Here is a 15794-nt window from a genome sequence, read left to right on the forward strand (position 1 = left end):
TCTGCAAAGCCTCCGGACTTTACCAAAGCTCTTTAAACAATCAATATTCAATAAACAATACTCAAATAAATGAGCGAGACAAGCAATAAACGCAATGAATTAACAGAAGCAATAAGAATACAAATTGAAAGAACCGGCGAAAAAGAACATTCCGCGCCGCTTTATTTAACAAGCAGTTTTTGCTTTGATGAAGCAGAAACCATGCGGGCTGCATTTGCGGATGAAAGGGAAGAAAATATTTACAGCCGTTTTACAAACCCCAACGTTGACGAGTTTATAAAAAAAATGTGTGCACTGGAAGGCGCTGAAGCAGGCTATGCAACAGCATCGGGCATGGCAGCGGTGTTTGCATCAATGTTTGCATTGCTAAAACAGGGCGATCATTTAATATGCTGCAGTTCGGTATTTGGCAGTACACATACCATGGTCACAAAATTTTTACCGCGTTACGGCATTGAAACTACTTTGGTTGATGCTGATGATAAAGCGGCATGGGAAAAAGCCGTAAAGCCTAACAGCAAGATGTTATTTATTGAAACGCCAACCAATCCGCAGCTTGAAATTATTGACCTGGAATGGGCTGGAAAATTTGCCAGGCAGCATAACCTTATTTATAATGTTGACAACTGTTTTGCCACGCCTTTGCTGCAAAAACCCATATTATATGGTGCGGACATAATTGTGCATTCTGCAACAAAATGGCTTGACGGGCAAGGCCGCGTTTTAGGTGGTATTGTTGTTGGGAGAAAAGATTTGATTAAGGACATCTACCTATTCAGCCGCAATACAGGCCCCTCATTGTCGCCGTTTAATGCATGGGTATTAAGCAAGAGCCTTGAAACATTGGATGTGCGGTTGCAGCGCCACTGCGAGAATGCAATGAAAGTGGCGCAGGCATTAAAGCAACATAAAAATGTGGAGTGGGTGAAATATCCTTTTATGGAAGACCATCCGCAGTATGAAATTGCAAAGAAGCAAATGAAAGCAGGCGGAGGCATTGTTTGTGTTGAAGTAAAAGGCGGCGTAGAAAAAGGAAGGCAATTCCTGAATAAATTAAAGATGCTTTCTATGACGGCCAATCTCGGCGATACAAGAAGCATAGCATCACACCCTGCCAGCACCACACATTCAAAACTTACCGAGCAGGAAAGATTGAATGTGGGCATTACGCCAGGCTTAATAAGAATTTCTGTGGGACTTGAATTTGCGGATGATATTATTAATGATCTGAACCAGGCGCTAGATTAATGCCTGGTCTCTTATTTGCCAATAGCTGAATACTGACATTTGCCTGCTTTATCATTGCAGCTTCGCCAGCCACAACGATGCATTAATAAAAAAGTTGGAATGGTTCTCACCAACAGCATTCCAGCCATCATGCAGCTTGTTGCCTTTAGCGCCGGTGCCGTCATCAGCAGGTGAACTATCGCCAATAACAACTATTCTTCCTTTGCCATAAGTGCTGTAAGCAGCCATTGCACGTATGTTATTTTGCGGGTAATTATTCATCCAGCATAATCCTTTGGCAGTGGGCGACGTAAGCGTAATAGTTGCGCCATTATTGAATTGCAGGGATGTTACTTCTCCCTGCAAGCCTTGTGTAACCGGGTTTTTAACTGCTGTAATATTGGAAGACCTTTGGCTGATATTGGTTTTATAAACAGAAAAGCCAAACGGGTCTTTTTGAATGGTATTATTATCCATTAAATCATTCCATATAGCAGGGGAATCCCAGCCATCATTATTGCGGTCTGAATGATCATGATCTGCAATCATAAACAACCCGCCACCATTCTTTACAAAATTTATAATAGCCGATTTTTCATTATTGCTGAAACGGATATTGGGTTCATCAATAATAAAAACATCGTAATGCGAGAGGTCTTGCATATTTTTTGAATCGCCATAAGTAATGTGGCCATTTTCCTGTAAAGTTTCTACCTGCTGTTTTTGTTTTACCAATGCAATACCCCATGATGATAAAGCGCCTGTCCAGTAAGTTTCAGGTGTTGATGCATTAATGTTTTCCTGCGCCGGTGTTGGCAACCGCTTTGCAAGATTATTATCTTCATCAATTACCCAATCGGCATTGCCTGCAGTTTCTGCTTTGGTATTATCAAATAAAAATTTCTTTGCAGTTGTTCTGCCGTTACTGATTGATTTATCTGCAAAACTTTTTTGTACAGTATCATTTTCATTATTGCCGCATGACACAAAAAATATAAAAGCAAAAAATAAAACCTGTAGCCTTTTCATAATATTCATCCTTACTGATAAAAATAATTTTATTTTGAAAAATACAGCCAGCAGGCAATGTAAAAACAATACTTAAACAAATGGCTATAATTCCTCCATACTTAAAACCTGGCGATAGAATTGGCATGATTTGTCCCTCCGGTTGCATGCCGCTTGAAAAAATGCAGCGCTGCATCGATACATTGCATCAATGGGGATTTAAAGTTGAACGTGGAAAAACATTAGGCGCCCAATGCAGTTATTTTTCAGGTACTGATGAGGAACGGTTAGATGACCTGCAATCCATGCTGGATAATGAAAATATAAAAGCCATTTTTTGTGCAAGGGGCGGTTATGGTTTAAGCAGGATTATTGACCATGTTAACTTCAGAAAATTTGTACAGCATCCCAAATGGATCATTGGCTACAGCGATATAACCCTCCTTCTTTGCCACGTCTATTCAAACTATAACATTGCCTCATTACATGCGCCAATGGCTTCCGCTTTTAATGAAATAGAAGAAAATAAAATTTATATTCAATCAATCTGTGATAGCATTACAGGCAAATTGCAATCTTATACAACCACGGTTCATCATTTAAACAGGAATGGTATTGGCACAGGGGAATTGATTGGCGGTAATCTTTCTTTGCTGGCACATATTGTTGGAACACGATCAGGCATCAGCACAAAAAATAAAATACTGTTTATTGAAGATATTGGCGAGTATTTATACAACATAGACAGAATGTTGCTGCAACTAAAACGTGCAGGCAAATTAGACAGTCTTTCAGGTCTTATCGTTGGCAAATTTGCCGATATGAAAGACACAACTATTCCATTCGGGCAAGAATTATACGAGCTGATATTTGATAAAGTGAAAGAATATAATTACCCGGTTTGTTTCGATTTCCCGGTTGGCCATGTAAACGAAAATTATGCATTAAAAGCAGGCGGCAATTTTCAGCTTAATGTAACCGAAGCCGCTGTAATGCTTACGGAGCGAGTTGACAGGTTGGTAAGTTGACTGGTTTAGAAAATTACTTGCGTGCACTATCAATGCAAAACGTAGTTAACATATCAACTCAATCAACATATCAACTATTCAACTATTCTTCAACCACTTGCAATAACACAGGATTTTTCTTCTCATCAAGCCAGTGAATTAACTTCAGCATATTTTCCTTTGCCATGGCAGTACAGCCGGATGTTGGCGTATTTTCATCTCTCCACACATGCAGAAAAATACAGGAGCCGTTACCGGCGATTGCAGGATTGCTGTTGTATAAAACCCAAACACCGTATTCATAACCGTTGCTGCTGAGTTTCATGTGTTCGAAACTGTTGAAATCTTTTATGGCAGTATCAGCAAGAATTAACTGGTTATAATAACGGGAGTTAACATCATCTACACAATAAAAATTTGTATCAACCTGCACAAAAGGCATTTTTAAATTTTGGAGGTTATGATAACTGAACACTTTCCACAACTTAAAAATACCGGATGGAGATTTGCCATCGCCTTCCTGCTTAACAGGTAAATTATCATTCAAGGGAATTACACTATGTGCATCTTTTGCAAGTCCTGAACGGCCAACAGTTACAGGAAATGAATCTGCAAGTTTCCAGGATTGTTTTTCATTCTTTCTTTCATACAAAAACATATTTCCTTTTATTGAACTGGCAGAAGGCGTTTTTACAAAAAGTACCTGGTTATTGTTAGGCATATATTGATTAAAAGCGCTGATTGATTGCGCTTTGACAAATATTATCAGGATACAAAAGAATAAGATTAAGACAGGTTTCATTGATTTATTTGCTAGGTATTAATATTTAAACTTAGCGAGGTCTTGTTTCATACCGCAAAACAAATATTTCTATTTGTTTACTGCGGGGTTTATAATGATGGATAATTTGAGCATGTTTTCTAATATGCCAATATGCACATTTTTTCTTTTTGCTTCCAATTCCAAATTACCAATTCCTTTCAACTCAGTCAACCATCCTCACACCTCATCCCCTTTCTCATAACAAACCCTGCATCTTGGCTCATACACATCCAGTTCACCAATTACCACCTGCCCGCTTTGTTTTGTTTTACGGTACGATATATTGGCAATATTGCCGCAATGCACACAAATGGCATGCAGCTTGGTAATATAATCGGCCACCGCCAGCAATTGCGGCACAGGGCCGAAAGGTTTACCTGAAAAATCCATATCAAGCCCGGCAACAATTACGCGTATGCCGTTTAAAGCAAGCTGTTCGCAAACGCTAACAATACCGCTGTCAAAAAACTGCACTTCATCAATGCCAATAACATCGGCATCATCTGCCAGTAATAAAATGTTTTGTGAATGTTGCACCGGCTGCGCTATAATGGTGGTTTCGTCGTGGCTTACCACATTCATTTCATCATAACGCGTATCAATGGCCGGTTTAAATATTTCTGTTTTAAGATGCGCTATACGCGCCCGTTTCAGCCTGCGTATAAGCTCTTCCGTTTTACCGCTAAACATAGAACCGCAGATCACTTCAATCCATCCCCGCTTACCGCCTTTTATATGTGGTTCAATAAACATCGAAATAAATTTTAACTTTACATCGTTATTCCATAACGTAAAGCTTTCAAATATAGATATCTTATGGAAAAAGCCGGCTTATTAATAGCTCGTTTACAGGAACTGTATGACAGTAAAGCAGGAAATGAACAATTGCGCATAACAGCGCAGTTGCTTTTATCTGAATTGGAAAGGTCTGCCCAAAATGAACAGCACAGGCAGCAATCCATTGCGGTATTTTATCCCGCCGCCCGCGGCGCTTTTGTGAGTGAAACCAGCATTGAAACAATACTTCCTCCTGCATCAACAGATCCGGAGCAACCTGAGCCAATTATAGAAACTGAAGAAAATGAAGAAGCGGTATTTCAGCCGGATGAAGAAGAAGATAAATTTGATTATTTCAATCCAATGGTAGAAATACCAACACTTGCACTGAAACAACAGGAAGTTAATGAAACGCTCTCGCAACAGGAAAGTTTGAATGACAGGCTGAAACAACAATCATCTTCACAAAAAGAAGTTGCGCAAAATATAAGTACAGGGCCCATAAAAGATTTGCGGAAAGGCATTGGCATTAATGATCAGTATCTTTTTATCAATGAATTGTTCCGCGGTGATCAAACCATGTATGACCGCAGCATTAAAACCATCAATAGTTTTAATATTTATGGCGAAGCGGAACTATGGATAAAAAGGGAACTGAAATTAAAACTTGGCTGGAACGAAAACAGCCCGGCATCCGTTTTATTCGATCAACTGGTAAGAAGGCGTTTTTCCTGAATATACTTCATAATAATGCCTGTTGCGCCTGCATTATCTTTTACATAATCACCGGCAATACGGCAGGCCTGCCTGTATAAATATTCATCCTGCAATAGGTCGTCTAATTGTGCTTCCAGTTCAATGGCATCTTCCACATCAAAGGCGCCGCCCTTATCAATCAGTTGCAAGGCTTCATAAAATTTATCAAATGCCGGCCCGAATAAAACAGGTTTATAATACACGGCTGCTTCAAGAATGTTATGAATACCATCATCGCCAAAACCGCCGCCCACATAACATATAGTTGCGTAACGGTACAGAAATTTAAGTGTGCCTATATTATCAATAATCAATGTATTGATGTTATTAGGCAACGGCTGACTGCCGGCAATAGCTTTCTCATATTCAGAAAATAATATGGCGTGCTTATACAATTTGCAGCATTCTTCAAGCCTTTCTTTACTTATATCATGCGGCGCCACTATAAATCTTAACTCGGGGCGTGTGTTGGCGAAATGATCAAGCGCTTCATCATCTTCTGTCCACGTGCTGCCGGCGACAACAACTTTTTTATCGCTAATAAAATTTTCAATTACAGGAAACTGTTTTAATTCAGACGCTACTTCCAAAACACGATCAAACCTGGTATCGCCGGATACGGTTACATTATTAACATTAATTGAATGCAACAGGTTTTTAGAATCTTCCGTTTGCACAAAAAAATGCGTGAAAAACGTGAGCATTTGCCTCTGCAGTTTTCCATACCATTGGAAAAAAGAAAAACCAGGAAAGAAAATACCCGATACAAGTATTAACGGGATATTGCGCTTATTAATTTCTTTTAAATAATAATACCAGTATTCATATTTTACAAAAACAACAAGCGAAGGCCGGATTAATTGAACAAATTTTTTTGCGTTTGGTTTTGAATCAACAGGCAGGTAAAAAATATAATCAGCAACTTTATTATTTTTCTGCACCTCATAGCCTGAAGGTGAAAAAAAAGTCAACACCAGTTTATAAGAAGGATGTAATTGCCGGAATTTTTCAAGCAGCGGCCTGCCCTGTTCAAATTCACCAAGTGAAGAACAATGCATCCAGATCTTTAGCGATGTATCATCAGCAATTGCCGCACTTATTTTATTAAAAATATTTTTTCTGCCTTTTATCCATAATGCAGCTTTTTCATTAAATGGCGATATTATAGCAGCGCCAATGGGATAAAGCTTTATAAAAATGTTGTAGAAAAATGTAAACATGCAGAAACAAAAAATAAAATTATTATATATGGCACTTACATCAACTTTAATTCAAACAATCATCTTCACAATTTATATACATAAAAAAACCGCCTCTTAAGAAGACGGTTTTTATTGATTATAGTGGATTTATTTTTTTCCTGCTATTGCCTTTATTGAATCCTGGTGCATTTGAAGGGTAGGCAGTGTTGTAGAAGCGAAATTCTTTAAATCGGCGTCCTGTAAATTCTTGCTGCCTTTATCAAAAGCATCAACGGCATCTTTATGCCCGTCAAGCATATCATTTGTGTAGGCTTTATCAAAGTCTTTACCTGTTTTTTTATTCAGGTCATCCAGCATTTTCTGAGAAGCATCACTCAGCTTATCCGGCAGTGTAATGCTTTTGGCGGCTGCAAGTTGTTTCAATTTATCAGCAGCGGCAGTATGATCTGTTACCATCATATCAGCAAAATCTTTAAGCCTCGGGTCGCCCGCTTTCATTTGTGCCACTTTGCTTAATTCAATCTCTGTCATGCCCGCATTGGCAACATCCACGGCCCATTTTGCATCCTCTTCCGATGCTGGTGCTGAATTCATAGCAGATGAATTGCTATCGGGCAGCATACTGTCGTTCATGTCCTGCGCACTATCTACGCTGTCCTGGTTTGAAGAACTGTTGTTGCAGGCGCCAAACACTCCAAGGCATCCTACGCAAATAATACCTATTAACTTTTTCATAAATTATTATTTTTTGTAAAGATTAGAATGGTGTAATTGTTTCAAATGCCAAGCCATAAATTTTCCTTCTAAGCAGCCCGCCTGATATTTTTATTTATGTGGATATTTTTACGCTACGTTTAACCAATATCATTTTAGTATTAAATAAATAGTTCTTAAAAAAACAAAATACTTCATGGCATTGTTTTCGTAACTTCCAAATTAAAAAGCATATGGCTGATAAAAATTTAACTTCCGACATTCATGATTCAGAAAAAGATAAGGCAAAGCTTGAGCCTGAAGAAACAACAATTGACTTACCCGATGTAAAAGATATTCCCGGCCAGGAAAATGTTCACGTACCCGAATTGCGTGAAATGGCTGATACAACCATTTCAAGTGATGATGAAGAAGGTGTTGGCCTTTTTGGCGAAGATGAAGCCGAGTATGCAAGTGAACGGTTGCCTGTGGGCGAAGAAATTGACGAAAATGATCTTATTATTTCAAGCGATGAAGAACCTGAAACAACAGACGAACCGGATGGTGATCCCGATGAAGAAGATGATCCAGGTATAACTGAAGAACCTTCAAGCGACGATGCTGACGTAACGGAAGATGAGAAGATTGCGCTTGAAAGAACGGAACAAACGGATACGGAGGATAATGAAAACCTGTTTGAATCTGAACTTGATGATACTGATGAAGATGGAGAAGATTTAAATGAAGGGGAAGATTTTTCCGGAGATGACCTTGATATTCCGGGGGAAGACCTTGACGATGCAGAAGAAGATATTGGTGAAGAAGACGAAGAAAATAATGCCTACAGTTTAGGCGATAATGAATAAAAAAACACCAATCACCAAGCCTCCGCCATGCGGGGGCTTTTTTATGACAGTAATGAACCCTGAAAAACATACTCCTTAACTTTTCCTACTTTTGCCCGCAAATTTTTCTCATGCGTGCTATACAAATGGTTGACCTAAAAACAGAGTATCAACGTTTAAAGAAAGAAATTGATACGGCTGTTATTGATGTTATAGAAAGCGCTGCGTTTATAAACGGCAGGCCTGTGCAGGAATTCAGCAAAGCATTGGCAGATTACCTGAATGTAAAGCATGTTATTCCATGTGCCAACGGAACTGATGCTTTGCAAATAGCCATGATGGCTTTAGACCTGCAGCCCGGCGATGAAGTTATTACACCATCGTTCACTTACATTGCCACAACTGAAGTGGTGGCTTTGCTGCGTTTAAAACCTGTTTTTGTAGAGGTGGATAAACAAACATTCAATATTGATATTGATAGTTTGCGCAAGGCCATTACCCCAAAAACAAAAGCCATTGTACCGGTGCATTTATATGGGCAAAGCTGTGATATGGAAGCTGTGATGCAGGTAGCGGAAGAACATAATTTATTTGTGATAGAAGACAATGCGCAATCTATTGGCGGCGATTATTTTTTTAAAGATGGCAGCAGTAAAAAAGCAGGCACGATTGGAACCATTGGAACCACATCTTTTTATCCTGCAAAAAACCTGGGCGCTTATGGTGACGGCGGAGCAATTTTTACAAATGACGATGCGTTGGCGCAAAAACTTACGATGATTGCCAATCACGGCCAGAGCAAAAGGTATTATCATGATGTGGTGGGTTGTAATTCAAGGCTTGATACCATTCAGGCTGCTATTTTAAATATAAGGCTGCAGTATCTTGATGCCAACATTAATGCACGTATAAAAGTGGCCGATTATTATGATGCAGCATTTGCTAATCATTCCACTATAAAAACACCATTCAGGGCAAAAAACAACAGGCACGTTTTTCATCAATACACGCTTATTTTAGACAGCGATAAAAAAGGTTTGCGTGATGAACTGAGCGCTTATCTTTCAGATAAAAAAATTCCAAACATGATCTATTATCCTGTGCCCGGCCACAGGCAAAAAATGTTTGAAACCTTTGGTGGTTTTGAATATGACCTGCCCGTTACGGACTGGTTAACAGAACGGGTTATTTCATTACCAATGCACCCCGAATTAGATAATGAGCAACTGAAATACATAACAGAAAATATGCTCGCATTTTTTAATTAACGTGCACACTGCAAATGCAGCCTCATTTATCAAACAATATTTTAGTACATATTACTTATCATTGCACTACCACCAAGGCTAAACATTTACAAATAAAAATATTATGAGCAAAAGAATTCTTATTACAGGCGCCGCAGGTTTTTTAGGGTCGCATTTATGCGACCGTTTTATTAAAGAAGGTTACCAGGTTGTTGCAATGGATAACCTTATAACAGGAGATATTAAAAACATTGAGCATCTTTTTCCTTTGAAGGAATTTGAATATTATCATCACGATGTTTCAAAGTTTATTCATGTGCCTGGAAATCTTGATTACATATTGCATTTTGCATCACCCGCAAGCCCTATCGACTATTTAAAAATACCTATTCAAACATTAAAGGTTGGTTCGCTTGGCACGCATAACTGTCTTGGATTGGCAAAAGATAAAAAAGCAAGAATACTGGTGGCATCTACCAGCGAAGTATATGGCGATCCTGCTGTTCATCCGCAAACAGAAGAATATTGGGGCAACGTAAACCCGGTTGGCCCGCGTGGCGTGTACGATGAAGCCAAGCGTTTCCAGGAAGCTATAACGATGGCGTATCATACCTATCACGGCGTGGAAACAAGAATTGTTCGCATCTTCAATACTTACGGCCCGCGCATGCGTTTAAATGATGGCCGTGCATTGCCCGCATTCATTGGCCAGGCTTTACGTGGTGAAGATTTAACAGTGTTTGGCGATGGCAGCCAAACGCGTTCTTTCTGTTATGTTGATGATCTGATTGAAGGCATTTATCGTTTACTGCTGAGCGATTATGCAATGCCTGTAAACATTGGAAACCCCCACGAAATTTCTTTAAAAGACTTTGCTGAAGAAATTCTGAAACTTACAGGCGCAAGTGTAAAGATTACATATAAACCATTACCGGTTGATGATCCCAAACAACGCCAGCCGGATATTACAAAAGCAAAAAATATTTTAGGCTGGGAACCCAAAACAGGCAGAGCAGAAGGCCTGAAAAAAACGTATGAATATTTTAAAAACCTGTCAAGCGAAGAATGGTATAAACTGCCTAAAGAATTTACAAAGCAGAAATAAATTTAACCGTTTCTCTAATTATAAAAACAACCTGGTAAGAGAATAATTTGTATGAACTATATTTTAGTTTCAGGAAAAAAAGGGCAGCTTGGCAGCGAATTGAAAGACATTGCATCCGAAGATAAGCATCAGTTTATTTTTACGGACAGGGATGATTTGGATATTGCAAACGAAGACATTCTAAAAGAGGCTTTTGAAAAATACAAGCCTGCTTTTTTTATCAACTGTGCTGCTTATACGGCAGTTGATAAAGCAGAAACAGACCAGGCAACGGCTTATAAAATAAATGCTGAAGCAGTTGGCAATATTGCAAAACAATGCCATCAATATAATACAAGGCTCATTCATATTTCTACAGATTATGTTTTTGACGGAAAGGGCACGCAGCCTTATAAAACAGATGATAAAACCGACCCGGTAAATTATTATGGTTATACCAAATTAACGGGTGAGCAACTTGCACTGAATAATAGCCCGCAAACTATTGTTATCCGCACATCATGGGTATATAGTGCGTATGGCGCCAACTTTGTAAAAACCATGTTGCGTTTAATGAAAGAACGCAGGGAACTTAATGTTGTAAGTGATCAGTTCGGCTCACCCACTTATGCAAAAGATCTGGCAGAAGCGATAATACAAATTGTAAGTAATGAGCGCCCATCTGTAAGTGGTAGAAAAACGGAAGAAGATGCTCACAGCTCACAGCTCACAGCTCACGGCTTTCCCGGTATTTATCATTTCAGCAATGAAGGTGATATATCATGGTACGATTTTGCTGTTGCTATAAGAGACATTAAGCAATTAGATTGTGCAGTAAATCCCATTCCCACATCAGCTTATCCAACACCTGCAAAACGGCCTGCATACTCTGTGTTTGATAAAACAAAAATTGTAAACACTTTCAATATTCAGTTGAAGGATTGGAAAGATAGTTTGAAAGAATGTTTAAGTAAATTATAAGTGAATGGTGAACCGTGAGTGGTGATAATTCACAATGCATCATATATTTCAATATAGCAATTATCTTTTTTAATTATTTAACCAATAGATTATGGCTTACTGGCTTGTAAAATCAGAACCTTTTAAATACAGTTGGGACCAGTTTGTAAAAGACAAGCAAACATTCTGGGATGGCGTTAGAAACTATGCTGCCCGAAATAATTTAAGGGCAATGAAAAAGGGTGACGAAGTATTGTTTTATCACAGCAATGAAGGCACCGAAATTGTAGGCATTGCCAAAGTTGCAAAAGAAGCTTACCAGGACCCCACAACTGATGATGCAAACTGGGTGGTTGTTGATTTAAAGCCGGTGAAGAAGATAAAGAAGCCCGTTACACTGGCACAGGTAAAAGCAGATGATCGTTTAAAAAATATGGCGCTGGTAAGGCTTGGGCGGTTATCTGTTCAACCCGTTACAGATGAAGAATGGGATATTGTTATGCAGTTAGGCGGGATGAAATAGGAAGTTGCCAGTGGGTGAATAGTGAGTAATTCATCTGCTGTAAGCTACAAGCCTCAAGCTGCAAGAAAGAAAGCTGCGGGTCCATTTACTGCTTTACTTTATCAGTCATTCGTTATTCATTATTGACAACCCTTTACTCACACTTCAGTTCAATTTTACAGCATTCGCTATTCACTATTCAAGCCATTCTCCATTTTACTTTCTTTTAACGCATTTAGATGGTTACAAAAATTACTGCCCGGTAATTAATTCATGCAGGCTTGCAAATCATTTCAGTTTCTAAAAATCAAGTTTATTAAATTAAAGTGTGCTGTGTTTATAATGCAGCATAACAGCTATTGTTTGCAACAACATTCATCACCAAAATAAAAAGATTTAACCGCATAAATAGTAAGCCTGCATTTATGCAAACAGGTTCTTTTTTGCATCTCAATTCATCAACCAAATAATCAACTTATATGAAACGCTATATTTATTGTATGGCAATACTTGCCATGATGCTACCCGCTTGCAATAGAGCAAAGGAAACGAAGGATATTCAGTTAGAAGATCAAACCATAACAGATCAAGATAAGTCAACCGGAAAGCAGGAAGAGCAGGTAACAGCAGCCGACACAACTGGTTCGCCTTCGGTAAACAATGTTCCGGGCTTAACGAAAAATGGCAATGCAGACTGGGACAGAAAAATAATTAAAACGGCTGATGTGCAATTACAGGTAAAAGATTATAAAATGTTCAATACATCTGTTCACAATTCACTGAAACAATATGGGGCTTACATAGCAGGGGAAAATCAGCAGAAAACAGATTACAGGATTGAAAACACAATTACCATCAAGGTGCCTGTTGCCCAGTTTGATGCACTGGTAAATTCGTTTGGCGGTGATGGCATTAAAATAATGAACAAGAATATTTCAACTGCAGATGTAACAGGCGAAACCGTTGACACAAAAGCACGCATGCAGGCGAAAATAGCTGTACGTGATAAATATTTGCAGCTTCTGAAACAGGCAAAAAATATGAATGAAATCCTGCAGGTACAAAATGAAATAAATGATATACAGGAAGATATTGAAGCGGCAAACGGAAGAATAAATTACCTGCAGCATTCATCTGCATACAGCACCATTAATCTTAGCTATTATCAATATATCAATGGCTCAACGTCAAAAGATGAAAAGCCGAATTTCTTCATAAAAATGACAGATGCTTTTTCAACAGGCACATTGTTCATTAGTAATCTTATATTGTTTCTTATCAGCATCTGGCCTTTACTCATTGGCGGTATTGTCATGCTTATTTATTTAAGAAGAGGCAAACCTAAAAAATATAAAACCCACTCTTAAAACAGGAAAGGGATGCTTCACGCATCCCTTTCGTTTTTCATCGTAATAAGAACCTAAATTTTTATTCTGCCCGTTATATAAAACGTTCTTCCGTCTGCAGGTAAAATGCCGGGGCCGGGATACATGGTGATCCTGCGGTTGAAATATTTTTCATTAGTGAAATTATTAATGCCACCGGATAAGGTAAACTGCTTAACTATGTTCCAGCTAAAATTCCAGTCCCATACATGATAAGCGGGAATTAAACCGGTAACGCCGTTTGTACTGCTTACTGTATTTAAAGCATCGTTGTAACATTTACTTGTATAACTAAACTGAAAGCCTGTACTGAAATTCCTGTACTGCATATTAACGCCTGCTTTCTCAAGCCAGTCTGGCGAATTTTCAACATAGTTTCCTTTAATGCTGGTATTAACGCCCGACTTATTTATTTCAGCGCTTGTATATCTTGAATGATTATACGCCAAAGAATTAAACACTGATAAAAAGGATGTATAACCGTTTTTCCAAACAACAAGCTCCGTATAAGCTTCCACGCCTTTCGAAACAGAATTGCCAATATTTGTGGTTAAAAGATGTGTTGCATTATCATTGCCAACAAAAGATAACAGGCCAACCCTGTCGCCATAAAATAAATAATAAGGATTAATATCAAAACGAAATACATTATTGATGTTGCCCCTTATGCCCAGGTCAATATCATAACCTTTGCTGTCTTTAAGGTTTGGATCAACCTGGTCCAATTGTGTTGCCGGCGTAATATTCGCATAGATATACGGCCTGTATGCCTGCGAAATATTTCCATATACCTGAACTGTTTTTGCAACCTGGTATTGCAACCCTAAACCAGCCAACGGAAAGCTGCGCTTGCCTTTATATGCCACATGATCTGATGCATTATTCAATACACCATTCATAGAAGAATTGATGACCTCATAACGTATGCCCGGAATAACCATAAAGTTTTTTGAAACTGCAAACATGTTCTCGGCAAATACAGCATAGTTGGCAGTATGCAGTTTAAGGTCAATGCCGTAAGGTTTAATCATCGTAAGATCAAAATCGCTGCCGGTTGTACCTGTGCCTTTTTGTTTGCGCCTTGTGTCTTCATTAAAATAACGAACACCTGCAGAAAGCGCACTTGCATTTTTGCCCAAATTATAACTATGCAAAATTTTTGCTTCGGTGGTAAAGCCTTTATAATAATCACGGTCAAGCTGGCGCGGGTTATAAGAACCGATAGCCGTATTGAATGTATCAGCAATATTTGGCGGATTAATAAATTGCACACTGTTACGTTCACCAAATATGCCATGTGCAGTTACATTCAATTGTGTGCGGTTTGATAAATTATAATTGAAGACAAGCGCCGGTATATTTATAAATGGCTGAAAATAATTTCTTGCCCTTGTGGCCTGTTTATTATTTTGTTTAAATTGATCATCATCCAAGCCACCTGCTATTTGCTGCACATAATCCATTCTTGAAAACTGCAAAGCAATGCTGCCTTTGCTGTTGAAACTATATTTGAAATTGGCATAATAAGCATGATAATCAAACCTGGCTTCATCACGCCAGCCATCACCATGCCTGTAATCGTAATAAGCATAATAACTTATTTTACCGGCGGTGCCGCCAACAGCATTATAGGAATTAAATAAATTGTTAGAGCCTGCTGTCTGCACACTTTCAAGTGCAAAAGGTTTGATACTGTCTGCCTCTTTCAAAATAAAATTCATCATACCGCCAAACTGCGAACCAAACTGCAACGCCGCAGAACCGCGTATATACTGCACTTCCTGTATGGCTTCCAGCGGAACGGTGTAATGATTTTCAGGATAGCCAAACATATCTGAATTAGTGTTGTAACCATTCTGCCGCATATTCATTTCAATGCAACGATGCGCATCGGTGCCGCGTGTTGCAATGTTTAACTGTGTACCCGCACCATCCATTTCCCACATATTCAGGCCCGGTATTTTTGCAAATGCAGTGCGCTGAACATTAGCCGCCAGATTGCCATCCATTGTGGCTGCATACAACACATTTGTTTTTTTCCCGGCGAATAAACCCGTGCCTTCAACGGCAGGTAAATAATAACTGCCTTTTAATTTTGTGCTTACCGTAACGGTGTCTAACAGCCTTGTTGGAATAGTGTCCTGCTGTGCTTTAACCGAGGCCTGCAGCCCTAAAAACGCTAAAAAAAATAATCCGTTTTTTTTCATTCGTACAAATTTGTTTTTTCAATAGTTTCCTGGAACCTCGCTATATATATTCCCTTTAAGTTAATCGTGAG

At 38.8% G+C, this 15794-nt stretch carries 15 protein-coding genes; 9 read left to right on the top strand and 6 right to left on the bottom strand.

The genetic code is table 11. The features are described from left to right. The first annotated feature begins 69 nt into the window (after positions 1-69). Positions 70-1248 carry a trans-sulfuration enzyme family protein gene (locus tag BM015_RS14725; protein ID WP_090660023.1) on the top strand — a complete coding sequence of 393 codons (1179 nt, stop codon included), beginning with the start codon at positions 70-72 and terminating at the stop codon, positions 1246-1248. A 51-nt stretch (positions 1249-1299) separates the two neighbouring features. Here the strand turns inward: BM015_RS14725 and BM015_RS14730 are convergent, their stop codons facing one another. After that, the gene (locus tag BM015_RS14730; RefSeq protein ID WP_143075879.1) at positions 1300-2256 is read right to left on the bottom strand and encodes a hydrolase; all 957 of its coding nucleotides are present in this window, start codon (positions 2254-2256) and stop codon (positions 1300-1302) included. Positions 2257-2336: 80 nt separating this feature from the next. On the opposite strand from BM015_RS14730, the gene BM015_RS14735 reads away from it, so the two are divergent. Beyond that, entirely contained in the window at positions 2337-3263 is a 927-nt protein-coding gene (locus tag BM015_RS14735; protein WP_090660031.1) for a S66 peptidase family protein, read from the top strand. 82 nt (positions 3264-3345) lie between these two features. On the opposite strand, the gene BM015_RS14740 is transcribed toward BM015_RS14735, so the two are convergent. Both BM015_RS14740 and BM015_RS14745 read right to left on the bottom strand, forming a co-directional pair. After that, positions 3346-3963: a L,D-transpeptidase family protein gene (locus BM015_RS14740; protein WP_177191918.1), complete on the bottom strand. Its 618-nt coding sequence runs from the start codon at positions 3961-3963 to the stop codon at positions 3346-3348. Between the two features lie 279 nt (positions 3964-4242). Further along, positions 4243-4818, bottom strand: a complete 576-nt coding sequence (locus tag BM015_RS14745; RefSeq protein WP_090660037.1) for a thymidine kinase — start codon at positions 4816-4818, stop codon at positions 4243-4245. Positions 4819-4881: 63 nt separating this feature from the next. On the opposite strand from BM015_RS14745, the gene BM015_RS14750 reads away from it, so the two are divergent. After that, positions 4882-5577: a hypothetical protein gene (locus BM015_RS14750; protein ID WP_090660040.1), complete on the top strand. Its 696-nt coding sequence runs from the start codon at positions 4882-4884 to the stop codon at positions 5575-5577. On the opposite strand, the gene BM015_RS14755 is transcribed toward BM015_RS14750, so the two are convergent. After that, the gene (locus BM015_RS14755) at positions 5550-6818 is read right to left on the bottom strand and encodes a 3-deoxy-D-manno-octulosonic acid transferase (RefSeq protein ID WP_090660043.1); all 1269 of its coding nucleotides are present in this window, start codon (positions 6816-6818) and stop codon (positions 5550-5552) included. The genes BM015_RS14750 and BM015_RS14755 overlap by 28 nt on opposite strands. Positions 6819-6947: 129 nt before the next feature. Next, on the bottom strand, positions 6948-7535 hold the full coding sequence (locus BM015_RS14760) for a DUF4142 domain-containing protein (RefSeq protein ID WP_090660047.1): 588 nt from the start codon (positions 7533-7535) through the stop codon (positions 6948-6950). A gap of 212 nt (positions 7536-7747) precedes the next feature. Here BM015_RS14760 and BM015_RS14765 point away from each other — a divergent pair, with 212 nt between their 5' ends. From BM015_RS14765 to BM015_RS14790, 6 genes are all read left to right on the top strand, one after another. Beyond that, positions 7748-8359, top strand: coding sequence for a hypothetical protein (locus BM015_RS14765; protein ID WP_090660050.1), 612 nt, complete (start codon positions 7748-7750; stop codon positions 8357-8359). A gap of 110 nt (positions 8360-8469) precedes the next feature. Then, positions 8470-9606 (top strand): DegT/DnrJ/EryC1/StrS family aminotransferase, encoded by a 1137-nt coding sequence (locus BM015_RS14770; protein ID WP_090660053.1) that lies wholly within the window; start codon positions 8470-8472, stop codon positions 9604-9606. A gap of 103 nt (positions 9607-9709) precedes the next feature. Next, a complete protein-coding gene (locus BM015_RS14775) occupies positions 9710-10690 on the top strand; it encodes a UDP-glucuronic acid decarboxylase family protein (protein ID WP_090660057.1) in 981 nt (326 codons plus the stop codon). A gap of 51 nt (positions 10691-10741) precedes the next feature. Continuing rightward, positions 10742-11650 (top strand): dTDP-4-dehydrorhamnose reductase, encoded by a 909-nt coding sequence (gene rfbD, locus BM015_RS14780; RefSeq protein WP_090660060.1) that lies wholly within the window; start codon positions 10742-10744, stop codon positions 11648-11650. A 91-nt stretch (positions 11651-11741) separates the two neighbouring features. After that, the gene (locus BM015_RS14785) at positions 11742-12152 is read left to right on the top strand and encodes an EVE domain-containing protein (RefSeq protein ID WP_090660063.1); all 411 of its coding nucleotides are present in this window, start codon (positions 11742-11744) and stop codon (positions 12150-12152) included. Positions 12153-12610: 458 nt separating this feature from the next. Next, the gene (locus BM015_RS14790) at positions 12611-13498 is read left to right on the top strand and encodes a DUF4349 domain-containing protein (protein ID WP_090660066.1); all 888 of its coding nucleotides are present in this window, start codon (positions 12611-12613) and stop codon (positions 13496-13498) included. A 53-nt stretch (positions 13499-13551) separates the two neighbouring features. Here BM015_RS14790 and BM015_RS14795 read toward each other — a convergent pair whose 3' ends face one another. Further along, a complete protein-coding gene (locus BM015_RS14795; RefSeq protein ID WP_090660068.1) occupies positions 13552-15723 on the bottom strand; it encodes a TonB-dependent receptor family protein in 2172 nt (723 codons plus the stop codon). Between the last annotated feature and the right edge of the window lie 71 nt (positions 15724-15794).

This window comes from Parafilimonas terrae (assembly GCF_900115755.1).
Lineage (GTDB): Bacteria > Bacteroidota > Bacteroidia > Chitinophagales > Chitinophagaceae > Parafilimonas > Parafilimonas terrae.

Excerpts from the sequence above, each read along its gene's own strand:
- BM015_RS14725 (WP_090660023.1), top strand. The coding sequence starts at position 70 with ATGAGCGAGACAAGCAATAAACGCAATGAATTAACAGAAGCAATAAGA.
- BM015_RS14730 (WP_143075879.1), bottom strand. The coding sequence starts at position 2,256 with ATGAAAAGGCTACAGGTTTTATTTTTTGCTTTTATATTTTTTGTGTCA.
- BM015_RS14735 (WP_090660031.1), top strand. The coding sequence starts at position 2,337 with ATGGCTATAATTCCTCCATACTTAAAACCTGGCGATAGAATTGGCATG.
- BM015_RS14740 (WP_177191918.1), bottom strand. The coding sequence starts at position 3,963 with ATGCCTAACAATAACCAGGTACTTTTTGTAAAAACGCCTTCTGCCAGT.
- BM015_RS14745 (WP_090660037.1), bottom strand. The coding sequence starts at position 4,818 with ATGTTTATTGAACCACATATAAAAGGCGGTAAGCGGGGATGGATTGAA.
- BM015_RS14750 (WP_090660040.1), top strand. The coding sequence starts at position 4,882 with ATGGAAAAAGCCGGCTTATTAATAGCTCGTTTACAGGAACTGTATGAC.
- BM015_RS14755 (WP_090660043.1), bottom strand. The coding sequence starts at position 6,818 with ATGTTTACATTTTTCTACAACATTTTTATAAAGCTTTATCCCATTGGC.
- BM015_RS14760 (WP_090660047.1), bottom strand. The coding sequence starts at position 7,535 with ATGAAAAAGTTAATAGGTATTATTTGCGTAGGATGCCTTGGAGTGTTT.
- BM015_RS14765 (WP_090660050.1), top strand. The coding sequence starts at position 7,748 with ATGGCTGATAAAAATTTAACTTCCGACATTCATGATTCAGAAAAAGAT.
- BM015_RS14770 (WP_090660053.1), top strand. The coding sequence starts at position 8,470 with ATGCGTGCTATACAAATGGTTGACCTAAAAACAGAGTATCAACGTTTA.
- BM015_RS14775 (WP_090660057.1), top strand. The coding sequence starts at position 9,710 with ATGAGCAAAAGAATTCTTATTACAGGCGCCGCAGGTTTTTTAGGGTCG.
- rfbD (WP_090660060.1), top strand. The coding sequence starts at position 10,742 with ATGAACTATATTTTAGTTTCAGGAAAAAAAGGGCAGCTTGGCAGCGAA.
- BM015_RS14785 (WP_090660063.1), top strand. The coding sequence starts at position 11,742 with ATGGCTTACTGGCTTGTAAAATCAGAACCTTTTAAATACAGTTGGGAC.
- BM015_RS14790 (WP_090660066.1), top strand. The coding sequence starts at position 12,611 with ATGAAACGCTATATTTATTGTATGGCAATACTTGCCATGATGCTACCC.
- BM015_RS14795 (WP_090660068.1), bottom strand. The coding sequence starts at position 15,723 with ATGAAAAAAAACGGATTATTTTTTTTAGCGTTTTTAGGGCTGCAGGCC.